At 68.3% G+C, this 20,017-nt stretch carries 15 protein-coding genes; 6 read left to right on the top strand and 9 right to left on the bottom strand.

The window, feature by feature from the left end; translation table 11 throughout:
• Positions 1-22: 22 nt before the first annotated feature.
• The 7 genes from P2PM1_RS04525 to P2PM1_RS04495 all read right to left on the bottom strand — a co-directional run bounded on the left by P2PM1_RS04525 (position 23) and on the right by P2PM1_RS04495 (position 10,766).
• Positions 23-1,087: a LacI family DNA-binding transcriptional regulator gene (locus P2PM1_RS04525; RefSeq protein WP_186398275.1), complete on the bottom strand. Its 1,065-nt coding sequence runs from the start codon at positions 1,085-1,087 to the stop codon at positions 23-25.
• A gap of 323 nt (positions 1,088-1,410) precedes the next feature.
• On the bottom strand, positions 1,411-2,508 hold the full coding sequence (locus P2PM1_RS04520) for an ABC transporter ATP-binding protein (protein ID WP_208985175.1): 1,098 nt from the start codon (positions 2,506-2,508) through the stop codon (positions 1,411-1,413).
• A gap of 14 nt (positions 2,509-2,522) precedes the next feature.
• Positions 2,523-4,253, bottom strand: coding sequence for an iron ABC transporter permease (locus tag P2PM1_RS04515; protein WP_186388175.1), 1,731 nt, complete (start codon positions 4,251-4,253; stop codon positions 2,523-2,525).
• 94 nt (positions 4,254-4,347) lie between these two features.
• On the bottom strand, positions 4,348-5,691 hold the full coding sequence (locus P2PM1_RS04510) for an ABC transporter substrate-binding protein (RefSeq protein WP_186398274.1): 1,344 nt from the start codon (positions 5,689-5,691) through the stop codon (positions 4,348-4,350).
• A gap of 200 nt (positions 5,692-5,891) precedes the next feature.
• Positions 5,892-7,259, bottom strand: a complete 1,368-nt coding sequence (locus P2PM1_RS04505; protein WP_186398273.1) for a sigma-54 dependent transcriptional regulator — start codon at positions 7,257-7,259, stop codon at positions 5,892-5,894.
• Positions 7,246-9,354 (bottom strand): ATP-binding protein, encoded by a 2,109-nt coding sequence (locus tag P2PM1_RS04500; RefSeq protein WP_186398272.1) that lies wholly within the window; start codon positions 9,352-9,354, stop codon positions 7,246-7,248. The genes P2PM1_RS04505 and P2PM1_RS04500 overlap by 14 nt, the downstream gene beginning before the upstream one ends.
• A gap of 8 nt (positions 9,355-9,362) precedes the next feature.
• Positions 9,363-10,766: an ABC transporter substrate-binding protein gene (locus P2PM1_RS04495; RefSeq protein WP_186398271.1), complete on the bottom strand. Its 1,404-nt coding sequence runs from the start codon at positions 10,764-10,766 to the stop codon at positions 9,363-9,365.
• A gap of 380 nt (positions 10,767-11,146) precedes the next feature.
• On the opposite strand from P2PM1_RS04495, the gene P2PM1_RS04490 reads away from it, so the two are divergent.
• From P2PM1_RS04490 to P2PM1_RS04470, 5 genes are all read left to right on the top strand, one after another.
• Positions 11,147-11,920, top strand: coding sequence for a DeoR/GlpR family DNA-binding transcription regulator (locus P2PM1_RS04490; RefSeq protein WP_186388180.1), 774 nt, complete (start codon positions 11,147-11,149; stop codon positions 11,918-11,920).
• Between the two features lie 136 nt (positions 11,921-12,056).
• A complete protein-coding gene (locus P2PM1_RS04485) occupies positions 12,057-13,064 on the top strand; it encodes an ABC transporter substrate-binding protein (RefSeq protein WP_186398270.1) in 1,008 nt (335 codons plus the stop codon).
• Positions 13,065-13,247: 183 nt separating this feature from the next.
• Positions 13,248-14,300 carry a putative 2-aminoethylphosphonate ABC transporter ATP-binding protein gene (locus P2PM1_RS04480; protein WP_186398269.1) on the top strand — a complete coding sequence of 351 codons (1,053 nt, stop codon included), beginning with the start codon at positions 13,248-13,250 and terminating at the stop codon, positions 14,298-14,300.
• On the top strand, positions 14,297-15,985 hold the full coding sequence (locus tag P2PM1_RS04475) for an ABC transporter permease subunit (RefSeq protein ID WP_186388183.1): 1,689 nt from the start codon (positions 14,297-14,299) through the stop codon (positions 15,983-15,985). The genes P2PM1_RS04480 and P2PM1_RS04475 overlap by 4 nt, the downstream gene beginning before the upstream one ends.
• 255 nt (positions 15,986-16,240) lie before the next feature.
• Positions 16,241-16,429, top strand: a complete 189-nt coding sequence (locus P2PM1_RS04470; protein ID WP_186388184.1) for a hypothetical protein — start codon at positions 16,241-16,243, stop codon at positions 16,427-16,429.
• 51 nt (positions 16,430-16,480) lie between these two features.
• Here P2PM1_RS04470 and P2PM1_RS04465 read toward each other — a convergent pair whose 3' ends face one another.
• Positions 16,481-18,124, bottom strand: coding sequence for a sensor histidine kinase (locus tag P2PM1_RS04465; RefSeq protein ID WP_186398268.1), 1,644 nt, complete (start codon positions 18,122-18,124; stop codon positions 16,481-16,483).
• Between the two features lie 298 nt (positions 18,125-18,422).
• Here P2PM1_RS04465 and P2PM1_RS04460 point away from each other — a divergent pair, with 298 nt between their 5' ends.
• Positions 18,423-19,388: an SDR family oxidoreductase gene (locus P2PM1_RS04460; RefSeq protein ID WP_186398267.1), complete on the top strand. Its 966-nt coding sequence runs from the start codon at positions 18,423-18,425 to the stop codon at positions 19,386-19,388.
• A 158-nt stretch (positions 19,389-19,546) separates the two neighbouring features.
• Here P2PM1_RS04460 and P2PM1_RS04455 read toward each other — a convergent pair whose 3' ends face one another.
• On the bottom strand, positions 19,547-19,981 hold the full coding sequence (locus tag P2PM1_RS04455; protein ID WP_186388187.1) for a CBS domain-containing protein: 435 nt from the start codon (positions 19,979-19,981) through the stop codon (positions 19,547-19,549).
• Between the last annotated feature and the right edge of the window lie 36 nt (positions 19,982-20,017).

Below are 20,017 nucleotides of genomic sequence, written 5' to 3'. Positions count from 1 at the left end.
TCCTGCGGTTACGTAGCTCGGGTTACTGTCTCGGCGGCGGAGAAGTTGCCGCTTCTCCGCCGTCCATGCTCTCCGGCGCCGGCGGCCCCAGACTGCCGCCCCGCCGGAAACTGAAAGCCCTGGCCGGATCCGGCCCCGCCGGCGGCGTCTCGCCGGCAAGCCGCGCCAGGACGGTTCGTGCCGCCCCCTCGCCCATCGCCCGCGGATCTGTCACCACGGTGGCCAGGTTCGGCTCCACCATCAGACCGGTCGCGATGCCGTCGAAGCCGACGATCGACAGGTCCTGCGGGATGCGCCTGCCAAGGCCGCGCGCCGCCTGCATGGCCGCGAGCGCCAGATAGTCGTTCGAGGCAAAAATGCCGGTGATGTCGCGGTTGGCGGATAAGAGCGCGCGCAGCAGCTCCAGGAGCTGGCCCTCCTGCTCGGCGATCTCCAAGAGCACCGGCTGCGCCATGCCGAGCGCCGCGCAGGCCTCGGCGAAGCCCTCGAAGCGCTCGCGCGAGCGGTCCGAGCGGCCGAATTCCAGCGCCAGGAAACCGGTATGCCGGTGCCCGAGGGCGGCGAACTCGCCGGCGACCCTCGCCGCCGCCGCCCGGTTGTCGACCGACCAGGCGGGAAAGCCCCGGCAGGCCCGGTTGTAGACCAGCGCGCAGGGCACGCCCCGCGCCCGCACCTGCTCCAGCCCCTCGCTGTCCTCGACATTGCTGACCGTGACGATCAGCCCGTCGACCTGCTTGGCGAGCAGGGTGCGAATCGCCCGGCTCTCCAGCTCGGGATCGTAGTCGGAACAGGCGAGGATGAGCTGATAGCCGGCGCGGTTGGCCTCCGCCTGCGCCGCCTGCACCACATCGGCGAAGACCGGATTGGCGAGCGAGGGCACGACGCAGCCGAGGGTGCGGGTGGTGCTGCTCTGCAGCGAGCGCCCGAGATCGCTGAACTCGAAGCCGAGTTCGGCGGCGGCGGCAAGCACCTTCTTGCGGGTCTTCTCGCTGGCCGGCCCCCGACCATTGAGGACGCGGCTGGCCGTCGCGACGCCGCAAGCGGCGCGCTCTGCCACATCCTTGATCGTCGGTGGTCGAATTTTCACCAGTCCCTCCCAAGCCGGCTACGGACAGTAGAATACCGCCGAAATCCGAAAATGGAAACGTTTCCATTTTCTATTACACCGGGTCGATGTCAGTTTGATGAAGGCAGCCCCTGCCCAAGGGAGAGGCAGGGCGCCAAGCGGCAAGCGCCCGCGCGGCGATGGCGCCTGCCCGATCAAGGCCTTGGCGGATTTCCGGAGGGCGGATGCCGGAGCCCGCCTAGGATCAGGACCCTGGCCTGCGGCGCCAAAAAAATGGCGCCGTCCGGGGACGGCGCCATCATCCGGGTCTGTCGTCAGTGTCGTCCGGCGAAAGACGCCGAGCCTCAGCGGGTCAGAACCACCCCCTGGCCCGGCACCACGCGCAAGGCAACCTCGGTGCCGGCGGCGCGCCGATCGCCGCCGCGCCGGTGCACCTCGTCGACCAGCAGCGACCGCCCGCCCACCTCGACGAAGTAGCGGATCGTGTCGCCGAGGAACTCGCTGCCGGCAATCGTGCCGGCAAGCTCGCCGCCGCCGTCATCGGCGAATTCCAGCCCGCGCGGCCGCAGCACGAAACTCGCCTCGCCCTCGCCATGCGACCCCTGCAAGGGGATCGCCGAGCGCTCGTCGAGCACGAAGCGGCAGGCGCCGCCCTGCACGATCACCCGGCCGTCGAGGATGTTGGCGGTGCCGAGGAACCGGGCGACGAAGCTGTTGGCCGGCTGGTCATAGACATGGTCCGGCTCGCCGACCTGTTGCACCACCCCGTCCGACAGAACCGCGATCCGGTCGCAGATCGTGTTGGCTTCCTCCTGGTCGTGGGTGACGAAGATCGTGGTGATGCCGAGCCGCCGCTGCAGCGCCAGCAGGTCCTGGCGCATCTGGACGCGCAGGTTGGCGTCGAGATTGGACAGCGGCTCGTCGAGCAGCAGCACCTTCGGCTCGATCACCACGGTGCGGGCCAGCGCCACGCGCTGCTGCTGGCCGCCCGAAAGCTGGGACGGATAGCGGTCGGCATAGGCATCGAGCCCGACCAGTTCCAGCGCCTCGCGCACCCGGCGGCGGATCTCCTCCGCCGGGCGCCGCCGCTCCTCCAGCCCGTAGGCGACGTTCTGGCGCACCGTCATATGCGGCCAGAGCGCATAGCTCTGGAACACCATGCCGACGTCGCGCTTCCACGGCTGCAAGCCGATGACGTTGCGCTCGCCGAGCAGGATCTCGCCGCTGGGCCGTGGCCCGAAGCCGGCGATCGCCCGCAGCAGCGTCGACTTGCCGGAGCCGGAGGGGCCGAGGAAGGCGAAGAACTCGCCGGCGCCGATGTCGAGGTCGATGCCCTTCAGCACCTTGGTGGTGCCGAAGGACAGGGTCAGGTTGCGGATGCGGATCGGCGTCGCCTCGCCCATCGCAAGGGGCTGACCGCTGGTTTCAATCGCTTGAAGCATGGCTGTGCTCCCTGTCAGTGCGAGCCGGCGGACGCGGATTGCTCCCGTCGCGCCTTCTCAACGAGGTGTTGGGCGAAGTAGGTGGCAAGGCCGACGATCACGACCGTGATCACGCCGAGGGCGGCACCGGGACCGCGTCCCGCCGCCGACTGCATGAACAGGTAAAGACCGTAGGCGAGCGGCGCGTCGCTTTCCCGCGCCACCAGCATGATCGTCGCCGACAGTTCGACGGCGGCGGTGGCGAAGCTGGTGACGAAGCCGGCGACGAGGCCGGCCGCCATCAGCGGCAGCACGATCCTGCGCACCGTGCGCACCTTCGGGGCGCCGAGGTTTTCCGAGGCTTCCTCCAGCGACGGGCTCACCTGTTGCAGCGCCGCCGAACAAGAGCGCAGCGCGTATGGCAGCCGCCGTGTCGCCAGCGCGATGACGATGATGCCCCACCAGGTGGCGAGCGGCGCGCCGGTGAACGGCATGTCGACGCTGTAGAACAGGCGCAGATAGCCGATGCCGAGCACGACGCCGGGAACCGCCAGCGCCGCCATGGCGATATAGTCCAGCCACTTGCGCCCGATCAGCGTCGTGCGCGCGGCGAGATAGGCAATGGCGGTGCCGAGCAGCACGTCGATCAGCGCGGCGATGCCGGCATAGATCAGGGTGTTCTTGATGAAGGGCCAGGCCTTGTTGACCGCCACCACGTAATGCTCGGTGGTGAAGCCGTCCGGCAGCACCGAGAACGACCACACCGTGCCGAGCGACAGCAGCAGCAGGCCGATATGCGGCGCCAGCACGATGGCCAGCAGCGCCAGCACCACGAGATAGCAGCCCGCCGTCTCCAGCGCCCCGAGATCCCGCTTGGACAGGCCGCCGCCGCCCTTCTGGGTGGTGGAATAGTCCTTGCCGCGCATCGCGCTGATCGACACCCACATGGCGAAGATCGAACAGACGATGAGGATCACCGAGATCACGTAGCCCATCGGATCGGAGATGCCGACCGAGGAGATGCGCAGATAAGCCTGCGGCGCCAGCATGGTGTTGACGTTGAGCAGCAAGGGCGTGCCGAGATCGTCGAACACCTTGACGAAGACCAGCGAGGCGCCGGCGATATAGCCGGGCATCGCCAGCGGCAGGACGATGCGGCGGAACAGCCGCATTCCGTGCGAGCCGAGCATCTGCGCGGATTCCTCCATCGACCGGTCGATGTTGCGCAGGCTCGCCGACAGGTTGATCAGGATGAAGGGAAAGTAGTGGATCGACTGGACGAGGATCACCCCGTTCAGCCCCTCCATGAAGGGGATGGTGATGCCGAACCAGTCGCGCAGCAGCAGGTTGACGCTGCCATTGGCGCCGAACAGCAACTGCATCGCCACCGCGCCGATGAAGGGCGGCATGATCAGCGGCACGAAGCCGAGCGTCTGGATCAGCACCGCGCCGCGGAAGTTGAAGCGCGAGGTGATATAGGCGAGCGGCAGCGCGAAGACGGTGGCGAGCACCACCGACATCGCCGCCACGTAGAAGGAATTGTAGAAGGCTTCCCGGAACAGGGCGCTGCGGAAGAAGTCCATGAAATTGGCGAGCGTCAGCTCGCCGCTGCCCGGATCGGTGAAGGCGACATAGATCACCATCGCCACCGGCAGGATCAGGAAAGCGACAAGGAAGAGCAGGATACCGAGCGCCGCCGTCAGCGGCCCCCAGGATATGCGCTGCCCGAAACTTGCACGCGGAAGGGCGGTCGACAGCGCGGCCATGCGCGGTCCTCCTCATCAACGAGCGGATTATGGGAACAAGTGACGTGAGGGCGGGCGCCCCGGAGCCCGGGCCGCCCGCCGACGCCGTCCGGCGTCACTTCATGGATTTCGCCTTGCCGGCAAGTTCCACCGCCTTCGCGTAATTCGCGACGATGCGGGAGTCCCATTCCTGCTCGACCTCGGCCTGGCGGCCGGTCGCCTTGTCGTCGGCGGTCTGGCGCTTGGTCGTGAAGATCGCGGCGAAGGCCGAATCGTTTGCCGTCTCCAGGTCGACCGGGGTCCAGGCGACCAGGGCGCGGGCCTCTTTGATCAGGTCCTTCGCCTCCTGCGAGCCGCCCTCGCCGACGGCCGCCTCGGCCTCGTGGATGGCCTTCACCGCCGCGGTCAGCTCCTTGTGGCGATAGGTGATCATGCTGTCGAACAGCGCGTTGACCGCGTTGTAATGCGCCTTCGACGCTTCGCTGTCGAAGCTGACGCTGGCCTTGATCGTGTCGCCGACGAACGGGTTCGGGAAGCCCTCGGGGGCGTGCGCATAGGCTTCCGGATTGACCGGCAGGCGCATGATCTTCGGGTCGAGCAGCAGTTCCTGGCCCTTGGTCGACAGCAGGAAGTCGACGAATTTCCTGGCATTGTCCCCGTTCGGCGCGTTGGTGACGATGCCGACATTGGCCGGCACCAGGGCGGTCACGTCCGGATAGACGAAGTCGACCGGAAAGCCCGAGGAGCGCGAGGAGAAGCCGAAGAAGTCGATGACGACGCCGAAGCCGAAGGAGCCGGTGTTGACGCCGTCCGGCACGCCGAACGAGCGCTCGGTGATGGTGTAGGAGTTGCCGCTGATCCACTTGATCTGCTCCCAGCCCTTCTCCCAGCCCTCACCCTGCAGGATCGTCTCGATCGTCAGATGCGTGGTGCCGGAGCGCGAGGGCGAGGAAATGCCGACATGGCCGAAATACTCGGCCTTGGTCAGGTCCGACCACTGCCGGGCCGGCTCCAGGCCATAGGACTGGGCATAGCGGGTGTTCCACATGATGCCGTAGCCCGACAGCGCGAAGCCGGTGTAGAAGCCGTCCGGATCGTTGATCGGATAGGCGCCGATCTTCTCCGGCAGGCCCTCGACCGCCGGGCTGTACTTCTCCAGCAGACCGTCGGCCTTCAGCACCTCGAAGGCATCCGGCGCCGAGGCCCAGAAGATGTCGGACGAGTTGTTCGACGTGGTTTCCTTGAGGAACTTGACGCCCGCGCTGGTGGCCTTGTTGACGACCTCGACGGTGACGCCCGGATGGGCCTGCTCGAAGGCGGTCTTGTAGACGTCGGTGACATCGGCCGGATAGGACGTGACGATGGTCAGCTTGTCGCTGGCGATCGCGAGCGTGGTCAGGGACACGGACGCGAACAGAGCGGCCGCCCCCGCGGCAGCTTTCAGGGCAAAAGAGCTCACTTGTATTCCTCCCAATGGTTCCGGCCTTGGCAGCCGGTGCCCTCTCCCCTGTCAAATGCCGTGCCAGATCGGAAAATCCGGCCGAGAAAATCATTCAATGAGCGATTTCAAGGGAATGCGGGATCGTCGCGCGAACGGCGACAGGCGCGCCTGTGCCGGAACCGACTCACCCCGTCATGTCAAGGTGAGTCGAAATCGACTCACTCCGCGGCGCCGCGCTCGGGCAGCGCGATGCCGTGCCTCTCCATCCTGAGATAGAGCTTCTTGCGCGGGATGCCGAGCCGGCGCGCCGCCGCCGAGAGATTGCCCGACGCGGCCTCGATCGCCTCGCGGATCGCCGCTTCCTCGAACCTGTCGAGCCGCTCCGGCAGGCTCGCCCCCGCTCCCGCCTCTCCGTCCGCGCCCCCTTCCGCCGGCCGCGAGCCGAGGCCGAGCGCCAGCCGCTCCGCCCGGTTGCGCAGCTCGCGCACATTGCCGCGCCAGCGCTCGCCGATCAGTCCGGCCATCACCGCCGGCGCGATCGCCGGGCAGTCGCGCCGGCGCGCCGCAGCGGCCTCGCCGACGAAATGGCGGAACAGGATGGGGATGTCCTCCGCCCGCCGGCGCAGCGGCGGAATCCGGATCTCCGCCATGTTGAGCCGGTAGAACAGATCCTCGCGGAAGGAACCCGCATCCGCCGCCTCGCGCAGGTCGACCTTGGTCGCCGCCACCACCTTGACGTCGATCGGCACCGGCTCGTTGCTGCCGACCCGCTCGATCGCGCGCTCCTGCAGCGCCCGCAGCAATTGCGTCTGCAGGTGCAGCGGCATGCTCTCGATCTCGTCGAGAAACAGCGTGCCGCCGGAGGCGTGCTCGAAACGGCCGATCCGCCGCTTCACCGCGCCGGTGAAGGCGCCGGCCTCGTGGCCGAACAGCTCGCTGGCGATCAGGGTCTCGGGGAGCGCGCCGCAATTGATCGCGACGAAGGGGCCTTGCCCGCGCGGGCTGAAGCGGTGCAGGCAGCGCGCCACCAGCTCCTTGCCGGTGCCGGTCTCGCCATGGATCAGCGTGTCGACATCGGCCGCGGCCACCGCCAGCACCTCGTCGCGCAGCAAGGCCATCGCCCGCGAAATGCCGATCAGGATGCCGGAAATCTCGTGGCCCGCTTCCCGCTCGCCGCGCAGGCGCCGGTTGTCCAGCTCCAGCGCCCGCAGCCGCAGGGCATTGGCGGTCAGCGCGATGAGGTAGTCGGGGTCGGCCGGTTTTTCCAGGAAGTCGAAGGCGCCGGCGCGCATCGCCTCGACGGCGCGCGGCACGTCGCCATGGCCGGTCACCAGGATGACGGGGATCGCCGGATCGATGCCATGCACCCGCGCCATCAGCTCCAGCCCGTCCATCTCCGGCATCCGCAGATCGGAGATCACGACGCCCTCAAACCGGGCGTCGAGGCCGCAGAGCGCCGCCAGCGGCTCGCCATGCGCGCGCACCTGGTGGCCTTCCAGCACCAGGGTTTCGCGCATCGCCTCCAGCACGGCCGGATCGTCATCGACCAGAACGACCGTCCCGCCCTTCGTCCTAACCTCCGCCATGCGCTGCGCCTCGTACCTCCCGCCCCTCGTCCACCCGTTCCTCATCCACCCGGTGCAACTCGAGGATCGCCCGCGTGCCGCCGCCCTCGGCCGGAGCAAAGCGCAGGCTGCCGTCGAAATCGCGGACGATGTTGTAGGAGATCGACAGGCCGAGACCAAGCCCCCGGCCCGGCTCCTTGGTGGTGAAGAACGGATCGAACACCTTGCCGAGCACATCGTCCGGAATGCCGCAGCCATTGTCGGCGACCTCGATCACCACCCTCTCTCCGGCCGCGCGTACGCTGACTGCGACGCGCGGCGCCTTGCGCTCCTCGACCGCATCGACGGCATTGCCGATCAGGTTGATCAGCACCTGTTCCAGCCGGTTGGCGTCGGCGCGCACGGGTGCCCCGTCGCCCTCCCGCGGCAGATCGAAAGCGATGCGCGCGGCCTGCGGCTGCACACGGAACAGTTCCGCCGCGCGCAGGACGATCGGCACCGGATCGCAGCTTGCCGCCTCGCGGGTGTGGCGCCGAGCCAGCGTCTTCAGGTGGTTCGAGGTGTCGGCCAGCCGCAGCACCAGGCCGGACACCTGCTCCAGCTTCTCGCGCACCTTGCCGGTGTTGGACTGGTCGAGATAGCGCCGGGCGTTGTGCAGATAGGAGCGCATGGCGGCGAGCGGCTGGTTGAACTCATGGGCGATACCCGCCGACAACTGGCCGAGCGCGGCCATCTTGCCCGCCTGCACCAGCTCTTCCTGGGTCTGCAGCAGCTTGCCCTCCACCTGCCGGCGCTCGTCGATTTCGCGGGTCAGCCGCTCGTTGATCTCCCCGAGCTCCAGCCGCCGCCGCCGGGCGAGCTGGCTGCGCCCCTGCAAGGTGCGCAGCGCGTCGGCGAGCTGGCCCATCTCGTCCTGGCCGGTGACCTTGACCGGCGCGTCGAGTTCGCCGTCGGCGATGGCGCGCATGGATTTCAGCAGGCTGGACAGGCGCGGAATGAACTGCCGGCCGACCGTCAGCCAGCCGACCACCAGCGCCACCACCGCCAGCAACCCGCCGAGGGCGAGCAGCAGCACCGTGCCGCGCCCCAGCGCCTCGCGCGCCGCCGCCGCCACGTCCACCGAGCGGCGCCCCGCCGAGGCGACCGCGCCGCTGACCAGCCGCGACAGCCGGTCGAGCTTGTCGCCCGCCTCCTCGACGATCACCGCGCTCTCTCCGGCCAGCGCCGTCTCGCTGAACTTCAGCTCGAACAAGGCGCCGCGCGGCGCGCCGAGCCGGGCGATGTCGGACAGCGCCTGGCGCAGGGTCACGGTGCTCGCCGCCTGCGCCAGCAGGCTCACCATGTCGCCGGTGCCGGCGACCGCCTCGCCGACATCCTGGCGCAGCAGCTCGATCACGTCGCGGTCCTGCGCCTGCGCGACGCGCAGCAGCTTGCCGATCAACAGGTTGACATGGGCATTGGCGCTCCACAGCGTCTCGGCGAAGCGCAGCTCCCGCTGCAGCAGCCCGGTCTGCGGCGCCGCGCCGGCCATTGCCGGCCCCGCCGCCTCCAGCGCCTCCAGCGCCACGCGAATGTTGAAGTCGGTGTCGACGATCAGCGGCTCGATCTCGCGCAGCGCCTCGTCATGCAGCCGGTTGAGCCGCACCACCAGCGCATCCACCTGCTGACGGATCGCAAGGTGGCGGGCGACATTGCCGTCGATGCGGGCGATGTCGGCGGCCAGCGCCTGCGGCAGGTCGGCACTGTCGCCGAAGCTCTCCGGCAGGTCGTCGCGCAGCGTCCGGCCGATGCGCTCCAGCAGTCCGGCGAGACTTGCGACCGCCCCCTCCAGCCGCTCCCGGCTGGCCTGCCGGGCCTCGTTGGACCGGGCGAAGACGAGACGCGGCATGTCGGCGCGAATGCCGGTCGCCACCTCGGTGAAGCGGGAAATGTCCGCCTGCCGCCCGGTCTCGATGGCGACGAGGTCGCTGACCGTCTCGCCATAGCTGGAAAACACATAGACCGACAGGCCCGCCGTGCCGAGGCCGACCGTCGCGATGACCGTCAGCGCCGCGATCAGCCGGACGCCGATGAAGGAATGAAGCCGTTTCGACGCCCGGGGCGCATCGTCCTGCATGGCCGCCCTCACCGCGCCCCGGGCAGGGCGAGCACGGCAGCAGCGAGGCGCCGCTGCGCCTGCTCGACCAAGGCCCCGGCCTCGGCCAGCCGCTCGCGCGTCTCCCGGTGCCAGCTCTCCAGCAGCCGCTCGCGGAAGGCGCGGTTTTCCAGCCGCTCCGGCGCGGTCGGCGAGAACACCCGCACCAAGGCCGGGTCATGCGCCATGAAGGCGCGCACCGGCACGCCGGTCGCCCGGCGATAGGCTTGGTCGAGCAGCGCCCGCGCCTCCCCCACCGCTTCCCCTGTCGTCTCTCCCGCCGCCTCTCCCGCATCCGCCAGCCCCGCCTCGACCTCGCGCCAGCGCCGCCAGAAGCGCCGGTGCTCGTCGAGCTGATAGGTCACCAACTGGTCGAACAGCGCCACCACCACGTCGCGCCGGGTCGAGGCGAGCAGATAGTCGAACCGCTCCTCGAACGGCGCCGCCTCCCGCGCCTCGGCAAGCGGGATCCGCGCCACCTGCGGGTCGGCCAGCAGCGCCTGGCCCTCCTCTCCTTGCAGGAAGGCGACGAAGCGGCGCGCGCCCTGGCCGTTGCGCGCGTTGGTCAGCGCCGCAACCCCGGCCGGCAGCAGCACGTCGCCCGGCGCGGCGACAAAGGCGAGCGGCTCGCCATTGGTCGGCTGGGTGCGGGCAAGGAAGCCGACGCCGATGCCGACCGGGAAGCGGCCGTGGCCAAGCCCCTCCGGCACGCCGAAGGAGCGGGCCGTCACCGTGGCGAGATTGCCGGCAAGCTGCTGCAGATAGGCCCAGCCCTCGTCCCAGCCGAGCGATTGCAGCACCAGTTCGACGAACAGCAGCGTGGTGCCCGAGCGCGCTGGCGCCGACATCGCGATCAGGCCGGCATAGTCCGGCGCCAGCAGCGATCCAAGGTCGGCCGGCGGCGGCAGCCCCTTGGCGCGCATCAGGTCCGGCCGCCACATGATGCCGATCCGCGAATAGGCGAAGGCATGCAGGCGCGGCGGCGACGGCCGCACCCCGGCCGCCGCTTCCGGGCCGGCCCGCGCCGGACGCTCCAGCAGCCCGGCATCGGCAAGCTCGGCGATGGCGATGGGCGAACTCGTCCACACCGCATCGGCCCGCGGCAGGCGCTCGCTCGTCACATGCTCGATCAGCGCATGGGTCGACTTGTGCAGGAAGCGCAGGTCCTCGCCGGGCCGGGTCCGGAGATAGGCGGCCGCGACCGCCTGGGCGAAGGGTTCCGGATAGGAGGTCAGAACGACGATGGGCGGGGCGGGGAGCGTCGAGCCGGAGGGCGGCGTAGTCTCCACCGCGCCAGCGGGGGAGACGGCCTGCTGCGCGGCAAGCGGCCGCGGCGCCAGCGCGAGCGCCAGCACCGCCAGCACTGCCAGCGCGCCCCGCACGGGGATGACCATCCACGGGCGGCCGCCCCCTCCTCCCGGGGCGGACCGGACTGCACGACGCAAGGGTGTCATTGTCCTTCCTGTGTCCGGACCCGACCTGGATGCTCCTCCACACCCATGGGATCCGGTCACGGCGATCACGATCGCGGCCATTTGGTCACAAGCCGGCTAAGTCTTCAAGGCGCGCCGGCGGCCGGGAGATGGACCGCTTTCGGCGCCATGCCATGGCCCGCAACCTGGGGATTTCTGCCCAGGCTTGCCTTGGCGGCCCGTCCATGGCCCTATTCGAAAGGAGAAATGTCGGTTTTCGAACAAAATGACGAGACCGGCTGCGATCGACAGGAACACCGCCGCCGGACGACGGCGGGCGGCAGGCAGGCGGGCGATCCCGGATGGACGAGACCACCAAGAAGAAGACCCTGCGCCAGCAGCAGGTCCTGAGCCTTCTGGAGAAATCCGGCTATGCCTCGGTCGAGGAGCTGACCGCCCGCTTCGCCGTGACCTCGCAGACGATCCGCCGCGACATCGGCGACCTGGCCGCCGGCGGCCGGGTGCGGCGCTATCACGGCGGCGTCGCACTGGCGAGCCCGATCGACGCCCAGACCTACCGGCAGCGCCGGGTCGAGCAGGCCAGCGTCAAGCGCCGCATCGCCCGCCGCGTCGCCGAACTCGTGCCGGACGGCGCCTCGGTGTTCCTCGACGCCGGCTCGACCTGCGAGGCGGTGGCCGAGGCGCTGTGCGAGCGGCGCGGCCTCAAACTCGTCACCTACAGCCTGCGCGCCGCCGTCACCCTCACCGACCGCACCGACTTCACCATCGCCGTGCCCGGCGGCTTCGTGAAGAATGTCGCCGGCAGCGTCATGGCCGAGGACGTCGCCGACTTCATCCGCCGCTTCCGCTTCGACGTGGCGATCATCGCCGTCAGCGGCATCGACGAGGACGGCGGCATGGGCGACGACGACCAGACCGAAGTGTCGATCGTCCGCGCCGCCACCGGCCAGGCCCGCTCGACCCTGCTTGCCAGCGATTCCAGCAAGTTCTACCGCACCGCCCTGGTGCATCTCGGCTCCGTCACCGAGGTTTCCGACCTCGTCACCGACGCCGCTCCGCAAGGGGCGCTGCAGCAGATTCTCGCCGCCTCCCCGGTCAGGCTGCACATTGCCTGAGCCGGATTTGCCGGCCGGCCGGTTCGGCGGCTAAAAAAACCGGCGCGTTTCATTTACACTGTTGTGAAGCCGCCCTGTTTGCGCATTAAATGTCGGAAAAAGAAAAATGTTGCCTTTCAAACAGAGGAGAACCGAGATGCACCTGACAAAGAGGTCCGCCCTGGCCGCGCTTGCCGCCGTGATGCTGTCCGGCACGGCGATGGCCAACACGATCACGGTCTATACGGCCTATGAGGAGGACGAGGCCGCGGCGTTCCTTGAGGCGGCCAAGAAGTCCCTGCCCGACATCAACGTCAACCTGCTGCGCCTGTCGACCGGCGACCTCGCCGCGCGCATCATCGCCGAGAAGGCCAATCCGCAGCATGACGTGCTGTGGGGCTTCGCCGTGACCTCGATGGTCAATCCGGAGATCCTGGAGGGCCTGGAAGCCTATCAGCCGGTCGGGCTCGACCAGGTGCCCGAGCGCTTCCGCGATGCGGACGGCAAGTGGTTCGCGGTCACCGGCTACATGGCGGCGCTCTGCGTCAACAACGAGCGGCTGCAGGCCAGGGGCATGACCATGCCGACCTCCTGGGCCGACCTCACCGACCCGTCCTTCAAGGGCGAGGTGGTGATGCCGAACCCGGCCAGCTCCGGCACCGGCTACATCCAGATCAACTCGCTGCTGCAGATGATGGGCGAGGAGAAGGGCTGGGAGTTCCTCGACAAGCTCGACCAGAACGTCGCCCAGTACATCAAGTCCGGTTCGCGGCCCTGCAACGCCGCCTCGGCCGGCGAATACACGGTCGGGGCCTCCTTCGCCCTGCGCGCCGTCAAGAACATCGAGGAAGGCTACCCGATCACGCTGGTTGTTCCCTCCGAAGGCGCCGGCAACGAGCTGGAGGCCAATGCCCTGGTCGCTGCCTCGAAGAACAAGGACGCGGCCAAGCGCTTCCTCGACTGGACCTTGAGCGCGGAGGCCGCCAACGTCTATTATGACTGGAAGGCCATCGTCACCGTGCCGGGCGGCAAGATGCCCGAGCGCTTCACCTCCGCCGGCCTGCCGGACGACGTGTCGCAGGTGCTGTTCCCGGTCGACTTCAAGGCCGCGGCCGACGACCGCAGCCGGATCATCCAGAAGTGGCAGGAAAAATACGAGCGTTGAGAAGGGCTTGAGCCCAGTCTCGCGGACGTGCCGGCGCCCCCGTCGACGGGAGGGTGCCGGCGCTCCCCGGTCTCGTGACGCGGTAGGGCGGGCCGTGCCCTCGTGCGGCCCGCCCCACCGCCAGACTGCTCTCCAGTCTGCTCGCCAGTCCTGTTGAAAAATCGCGCCCGCAGGGAAAGCCCCATGGACCTTTCGATCCACGATCTCGTCAAGCGCTTCGGCAAGCTCACCGCGCTCGACCATGTCTCGCTGGAGGTGGCCCAGGGCTCCTTCGTCTGCTTCCTCGGCCCCTCGGGCTGCGGCAAGACCACCTTGCTGCGCGTCATCGCCGGACTGGAGGAGGCCGACGGCGGCAGCATCCGGCTCGGCGGCTCGGATCTCTCGGCGATCCCGGCGCGCAACCGCAATTTCGGCGTCGTGTTCCAGTCCTACTCGCTGTTTCCCAACATGACCGCGGCCCGCAATGTTGGCTACGGGCTCGAATGCCGGCGCTGGGACAAGGCGAGAATGCAGTCTCGAATCAAGGAGATGCTCGATCTGGTGCATCTCGCCGACCAGGCCGAGAAGCTGCCCTCGCAGATGTCCGGCGGCCAGCAGCAGCGCATCGCGCTGGCCCGCGCGCTGGCGCCCGACCCCTCCGCCCTGCTGCTCGACGAGCCGCTGTCGGCGCTCGACGCCAAGGTCCGCGAGGAGCTGCGCATCGAGATCCGCGCGGTGCAGAAGCGGCTCGGCATCACCACCATCATGGTCACCCACGACCAGGAGGAGGCCCTCGCCATGGCCGACCTGATCGTCGTCATGAGCAAGGGCCGCATCGAGCAGATCGGCACGCCGCAGCAGCTCTACCGCGAGCCGGCCACCGCCTTCGTCGCCGACTTCATCGGCCGGATGAACGTGCTGCCGCTCGATCCGGGCCCGCAGGACGGCTTCCGCTTCGCCGGCACACAGCTCGAGGTGCGCACCGCCGCCGGCGGAGCGGGCAAACCCGTGGCGGCGCTCGGCATCCGCCCGGAAGCGATCACGCTGAAAGGGCTGGACGCAACCGGTCCGAACGTCCTGCCGGCAAGCGTGCGCACCGTCTCCTTCCTCGGCAACATCACCCGCATCGAGGTCGAGCCCGACGCCCGGCCCGGCACCGGCATCCTGGTCGAACTGCATGGAATGGCGAGGGTTCCCGAGCCTGGCGAGCGGCTTAATATCGACATTTCTGCCGAGGATCTGAGGATTCTGTCATGAGCGTGACGACCGCGAGCGGATCGCGGCCGGCCGCACACCTGCCCGGCCGGGCCAGCGACCGATCGATCACCCTGGCCCTGTCGATCCTCGCCGCGATCCCGATCCTGCTGTTCCTGCTGCTGCCGCTGACCGGCATCCTGCTGCGCGGATTCCAGACGCCGGCCGGCTTCGGCCTCGGCAATTTCATCCAGACCTTCGGCGCCGACCGCTTCTGGCGGCTGGTCGGCAACAGCATCTCGATGTCGCTGACGTCGACGCTGATCGCCGTCGGCCTTGCCTATTTCTACGCCTATGCCCTGCAGCGGGCGTCGATCCCGCTGAAACCCTTCCTGCGGATCGCGGTGCTGACGCCGCTGTTCGCCCCCTCGCTGGTGCAGGCGCAGGGACTTATCCTCCTGCTCGGCCGCAACGGCGCGCTCAACCGCTTCCTCGGCTTCGACATTGATATCTATGGCTTCTGGGGCACGACCATCGCCAATGCGCTCTACGCCTTCCCTTACGCCTATCTGATCCTGTCCGCGGCGCTGGCGGTGGCCGATGCCCGCATCTACGAGAGCGCCGAGACGCTGGGCGCGGGACCGGCGCGGATCTTCCGGGACGTCACCCTGCCGGCGACCCGCTTCGGCCTCGCCGCGGCGATCTTCGTGGTGTTCACCCTGGTGATGACCGACTTCGGCAACCCGATGGTGATCGGCGGGGATTTCAGCGTCCTTGCCACCGAGGTCTACAACCAGGTGATCGGCCAGGCGCAGTTCGGCCTCGGCGCGGTGATCGGCATCGTCCTGCTGGTGCCGGCGGTGCTCGCCAAGCTGATCGAGAAGCGGATTTCCGCCCGCCAGCACGCCCTTGTCACCGCCCAGTCGAAGCCGCTCGAGGTCAAGCCGTCGCGCGGCCGCGACATCGCCTTTTCCGTCTATGCCTATGTGATCGTTGCTCTCATCCTGAGCGTCCTGGCCATCGTCGTCCTCGCCAGCTTCGTCCGGCTGTGGCCCTACAACATGAGCTTTACCCTCAGGCACTACCAGTTCGACGTCCAGAACGGCACCGCGCCGCTGTGGAACAGCGTCGGCGTCTCGCTGGCCACCGCCATCCTCGGCGTCGCGATCACCGGCCTCACCGCCATCGTGGTGCATAAGTTCAGGAATCCGCTGACCGGGCCGCTGTCGATGCTGGCGATTCTGCCCGCGGCGGTGCCCGGAATGGTGCTCGGATTGGGATATGTGCTGACCTTCAACGACCCGGCAAATCCGCTGAACATTCTCTATGGCAGCTTCGCGCTGATCGTCATTCTCAGCGTCTATTACAATCACGCCCATGCATTCCTGATCTCCTCGACCAGCCTGAAACAGATCGGCCCCGTCTTCGACGAGGCCTCGACAACGCTCGGCGGAAGTACTCTGACAACCTTGCGCAAGGTGACGCTGCCACTTCTGTGGCCGACCTTGCTCGGCGTCGGCGTCTTCTATTTCATGCGAACGATGGTCTCGCTGTCGGCAGTGATCTTCCTGGTCACGCCGTCGACGCAACTTGCCGCCGTCTCGGTTCTGCAGCTCTCCGACCGCGGCGCGCTCAACCAGGCGGCGGCGTTTTCGGTCTGCATCATGGCGATCGTCGTCGCCTGCCTGTTGATCGTGCGCACCATCCTGTGGCTCGCCGGCGCCAAGAACGTGACGCTGATCCGCTAGGAAAAGATCAGCAAAAGCAAAAAGTTAGTTCGACTGCCCGGCGCCCTGGGAGGTACCCTTTCCGGCCTGCAGACAGCTCGCGGCGGCTTTTGGGCGGCTTGCAAAAATTGAGACGGATTTTGCAAAAACCCGTCTCAATTTCCGCCAATTTTGCGACGGCGGCGCCAAACGCGCCGCGCCGCCCTCTTCCGGGCGCCATGCGAGGGAACATTCCGACCGGACGCCGGTTGGATCGGCTCCACCGTGGAGATCGATATGGCCGAAACCCTCTGGCTTCTCGTGGTCCTGGGCGGACCCGTCATCATCGCAGCGCTTCTGATCCGTGTGCTGCTTCGCCGGCGCAGACTGTCGCGGGGCGAACGCCGGGAGAGGGACCAGGCGACGCAGGAGCTCTATGAGAAGTCCGCGACCGAGGGCGACCGGACCCGTCCGCCGGAGCATTAGGTCGGAGACGCTCGCCGGGAGGAGCGCGATGGCCGGTTCAGCCCCCCGCCGCTACTCGGCCGCCTTGGAGGCAAGGTTCTCCGCTACCGCGTCGAGCGGATTGGTGGTCCCCTCCTTGCGCAGCGCCGACCAGGGCGCATGCAGCGCCCAGTAAAGGCCCTCCGGCCGGTATTCCAGCGTCACCCCGGCGGAGAAGGCAGCCGCCGCGTGGCGCTCGATGATGATCGAGCCGAAGCCGCTCCGCTGCGGCGGCGCGACGGGCGGGCCGCCCCCCCCCCGCCACTCCAGCAGCACCGCCGGCTCGTCCCTGCGGCTGCCGGCACAGGACCAGGAAATGTGGATGCACCCTTGCGGGCTCTGCAGCGCCCCGTATTTGATGGAATTGGTGGCAAGCTCGTGCAGCACCAGCCCGAGATTCTGAACCGCGCTGACGCCAAGGACGAAATCCTCGCCCGCGATCGCCCGTTGCTCAAGCGAGACGCCGACGGTCGACAGATGCTGGTCGATCAGTTCCCGCAGCGACACGCCGTACCAGTTTTCCTGGGCCAGCAGCTCGACCGACTGGGCCAGCCCCTGCAGCCGGCTGTCGGCCGCCTCCTGGAACTCCTCCTTGGTGGCGGACTGGCGCGCGATCTGCCGCAGGATCGCCTGAACCAGGGTCAGCACGTTCTTGGTGCGATGGACGAGTTCGCGCAGCAGCAGATGGACGCGGCTCTCGGCCTCGCTGCGGTCGAAGGAGGCGTTGCACAGCGCGATGGAGATCTGGTTGACCTCGATCACCCGGGTTTCCAGCGGCGCGACGACCTCGCCGCGCCCCATCCGCTCCGCCATCCGCGACAGGCCGGTGATCGACCGGCCGAGATGCCGGGCCACCAGATAGGCCATCAGCATGCTCAGCGCGATCAGGGCGATGCTGCCGAAGACCAGCAGCTTCCAGGTCACGACCGATGACTGCACGGCGGCAAGCGGCCCCGACAGGACGATCACCCAGGGAAAGGCGGTGAGCCGGGCATAGCCGCTCACCATCACCTCGCCGTCCTGCCGGTACTCGACCGCGTCGCTGAAGCGCCGGAAGCCGTCATGCGGATGGTGCGGGAAGGGCGTGGCGGAGGGCGGGCCATCCGTTCCGCTGGAGGCGATGACCAGTCCCTTCTGGTCGACGACGGTCACATTCCACCCGGCCGGGATCAGTTCCCGGGACAGCACGGCCTCAATCTGCTGTGTGCCCTGGGTCAGGATCAGGGCAGCGCCGACATGCCGCAACGTCTCGGGCAGCGGCAGGGTGACGTTGAACACCCATTCCTGGCCGGTCTGGCCGAAGAACATGTTGGAGACGGAGACCTGGCCGTTGGCGAGCGCTGCTTCCAGCGACAGCATGTCCGACATCGGGCCAAGCGGCGCGCCATAGGGCACCCGGGTGTTGAGGAGCTGCTGGCCGCTCTCGTCGACCAGCAGCAGATACAGGAAGTGCGAGGACAGAATGTGCTGGGTGCGGCTCTGGAAACCCTCAAGGTCGCCCTGCTCGAGCTCGGGGAAGACGGCCAGCAGCCGCAGTGTCGAGGTCATGTCGTGCAGGTGGCGCTCGACGATGCGCCCGAGGGTGCGCGCGTCGGCCGCGGTCTTGGCGCGCAGCGCGTCGCGGTCGCTGGTCTCGATTTCGGTGAACAGGAACGCTGCGAACGCGATCAAGGGCATGGCGATCGCCGCCGCCAGAAACGTCAGATAGGACGTGATCGACGCCGTCGGAATTCGAAACGGCCATCCGGAAGACAGCTTGCGCAAACGATCCCAGTGCCTGCCGAGGCGCGCCTTGCAGCCCGCGCGATCGGCAGTCGGCACCCCTCTCTCTGGACGTTCACCCCCCAACCCCGCTGAAATGTACTACAGAATCCTCTTCTTTCCATAGGCTCGTTTTCCAGTCTGGCGAGCAAGGGAACATCGGCCCACACCCTGCGGTTCCAGGTCGTGAACACCCGATCCGCAGGAGCACGACATGGCGACACCGAACCGCAGGACCACCACCGAGGCAACCGCGCAGCGTCAGCGCGAAATCCAGGACGAGCCGGGCGGCACGACGCCTGAAGGGCGCGACGGGGCGATGCAGGCCGGCGCAAGGCGCTATCCCGAGCCGCCGCTGCCCGAACAGCACCAGCCCAAGCCCGGCGCCGAATGGGCGCTCGATCCGGTCCCCATGTGCGATGCCCCCTATTACGAGGGCTCGCGCAAGCTGCAGGACCGCGTGGCGATCATCACCGGCGGGGACTCCGGCATCGGCCGCTCCGTCGCCATTCTGTTCGCCCGCGAAGGCGCCGATGTGGTCATTTCGTATCTGACGGAGGACAGGGACGCGAAGGACACCGCCGCGATGGTGGAGAAGGAAGGCCGCCGCTGCCTGATGAGCCGGGGCGACATCCGCGATCCCGACTATTGCGCGCAACTGGTCGCAAAGACCGTCGACACGTTCGGCCGTCTCGACATCCTCGTCAACAACGCGGCGTTCCAGATCCATGCCGAGGCGATCGAGGACCTGTCGACCCGGCATTTCGACGAGACGATCCAGACCAACCTGCACGGCATGTTCCACATGTGCCGCGAGGCGGTGCCGCACATGAAGACCGGCGCGGCGATCATCAACACCGGCTCGGTGGTCGGGCTGGAAGGCAAGGCGCAACTGCTCGACTACGCCATCACCAAGGGCGGCATCCACGCCTTCACCAAGTCGCTGGCCGCCCAGCTCCTGCCGCGCGGCATCCGGGTGAACGCGGTCGCCCCCGGCCCGGTATGGACGCCGCTCAACCCGTCGGACCAGCCGGCGGACAGGATCGCCGAGTTCGGCGCCTCGGTGCCGATGAAGCGGCCGGCGCAGCCGGAGGAACTGGCCCCCGCCTATGTGTTCCTCGCCTCGCCGCACTGTTCCAGCTACATCACCGGGGAAGTGCTTCCGGTCGTCGGCGGCTGACGCAAGAGGGGGGGGGAGACCGGATATCGGGACTGGGGGGGGCTAAGGGGACCTGGGGGGAGACTGGGGGGGGAGACTGGGGGGAGACCTGGGGGGAGCCGGCGCCGAAGACGGATCCGTTCCCGCCCGGTTCCCACCCCGCTTCAGGTTCAGGCCGGTCAGTTGGCCGCCTGGTTGTGCGAGCCGCCGGGGCGGACGACGCCGCTGAGACCGATGCCGGTGATCGCCTGATCCTGGCGCACCGCATCGGCGAGCGAGACCACGCCGGTCAGCCGCTTGTCGGCGTTCAGCACGACGAGGCGGCGGACCTGGATGTCGCCCATGTTCATGATGACGTCCTCGATCTCGTCGTCCTCGAAACAGTATTTCACGTCGCGGGACATGACGTCGCGCACGCGCCCGCCCCCGTCGAGACCGCGGGCGACGCCGCGCACGGCGATGTCGCGATCCGTCACCATTCCCACGAGCTGATCGTTTTCGCCGACCGGCAGGAAGCCGATGTCCTGGCTCGCCATCCGCCGGGCAACCTGTTCCAGCGTGTCCTCCGGGCTGGCGATTTCCACGTCGCTGGTCATGATCTCTGAAATCTTCATCTCGTTCTCCGGGGTTGTCGGTCCGTGACAGGGAGG

The sequence above is a fragment of the Stappia sp. P2PMeth1 genome, from assembly GCF_900185735.1.
Lineage (GTDB): Bacteria > Pseudomonadota > Alphaproteobacteria > Rhizobiales > Stappiaceae > Stappia.
This window is presented reverse-complemented; position numbering and strand designations above follow the sequence as displayed.

What these genes read in the sequence shown, in the direction of transcription:
- P2PM1_RS04490 (WP_186388180.1), top strand. Translation starts at nt 11,147, where the DNA reads ATGGACGAGACCACCAAGAAGAAGACCCTGCGCCAGCAGCAGGTCCTG.
- P2PM1_RS04515 (WP_186388175.1), bottom strand. Translation starts at nt 4,253, where the DNA reads ATGGCCGCGCTGTCGACCGCCCTTCCGCGTGCAAGTTTCGGGCAGCGC.
- P2PM1_RS04460 (WP_186398267.1), top strand. Translation starts at nt 18,423, where the DNA reads ATGGCGACACCGAACCGCAGGACCACCACCGAGGCAACCGCGCAGCGT.
- P2PM1_RS04475 (WP_186388183.1), top strand. Translation starts at nt 14,297, where the DNA reads ATGAGCGTGACGACCGCGAGCGGATCGCGGCCGGCCGCACACCTGCCC.
- P2PM1_RS04495 (WP_186398271.1), bottom strand. Translation starts at nt 10,766, where the DNA reads ATGGTCATCCCCGTGCGGGGCGCGCTGGCAGTGCTGGCGGTGCTGGCG.
- P2PM1_RS04480 (WP_186398269.1), top strand. Translation starts at nt 13,248, where the DNA reads ATGGACCTTTCGATCCACGATCTCGTCAAGCGCTTCGGCAAGCTCACC.
- P2PM1_RS04455 (WP_186388187.1), bottom strand. Translation starts at nt 19,981, where the DNA reads ATGAAGATTTCAGAGATCATGACCAGCGACGTGGAAATCGCCAGCCCG.
- P2PM1_RS04470 (WP_186388184.1), top strand. Translation starts at nt 16,241, where the DNA reads ATGGCCGAAACCCTCTGGCTTCTCGTGGTCCTGGGCGGACCCGTCATC.
- P2PM1_RS04485 (WP_186398270.1), top strand. Translation starts at nt 12,057, where the DNA reads ATGCACCTGACAAAGAGGTCCGCCCTGGCCGCGCTTGCCGCCGTGATG.
- P2PM1_RS04465 (WP_186398268.1), bottom strand. Translation starts at nt 18,124, where the DNA reads ATGCCCTTGATCGCGTTCGCAGCGTTCCTGTTCACCGAAATCGAGACC.
- P2PM1_RS04505 (WP_186398273.1), bottom strand. Translation starts at nt 7,259, where the DNA reads ATGGCGGAGGTTAGGACGAAGGGCGGGACGGTCGTTCTGGTCGATGAC.
- P2PM1_RS04520 (WP_208985175.1), bottom strand. Translation starts at nt 2,508, where the DNA reads ATGCTTCAAGCGATTGAAACCAGCGGTCAGCCCCTTGCGATGGGCGAG.
- P2PM1_RS04500 (WP_186398272.1), bottom strand. Translation starts at nt 9,354, where the DNA reads ATGCAGGACGATGCGCCCCGGGCGTCGAAACGGCTTCATTCCTTCATC.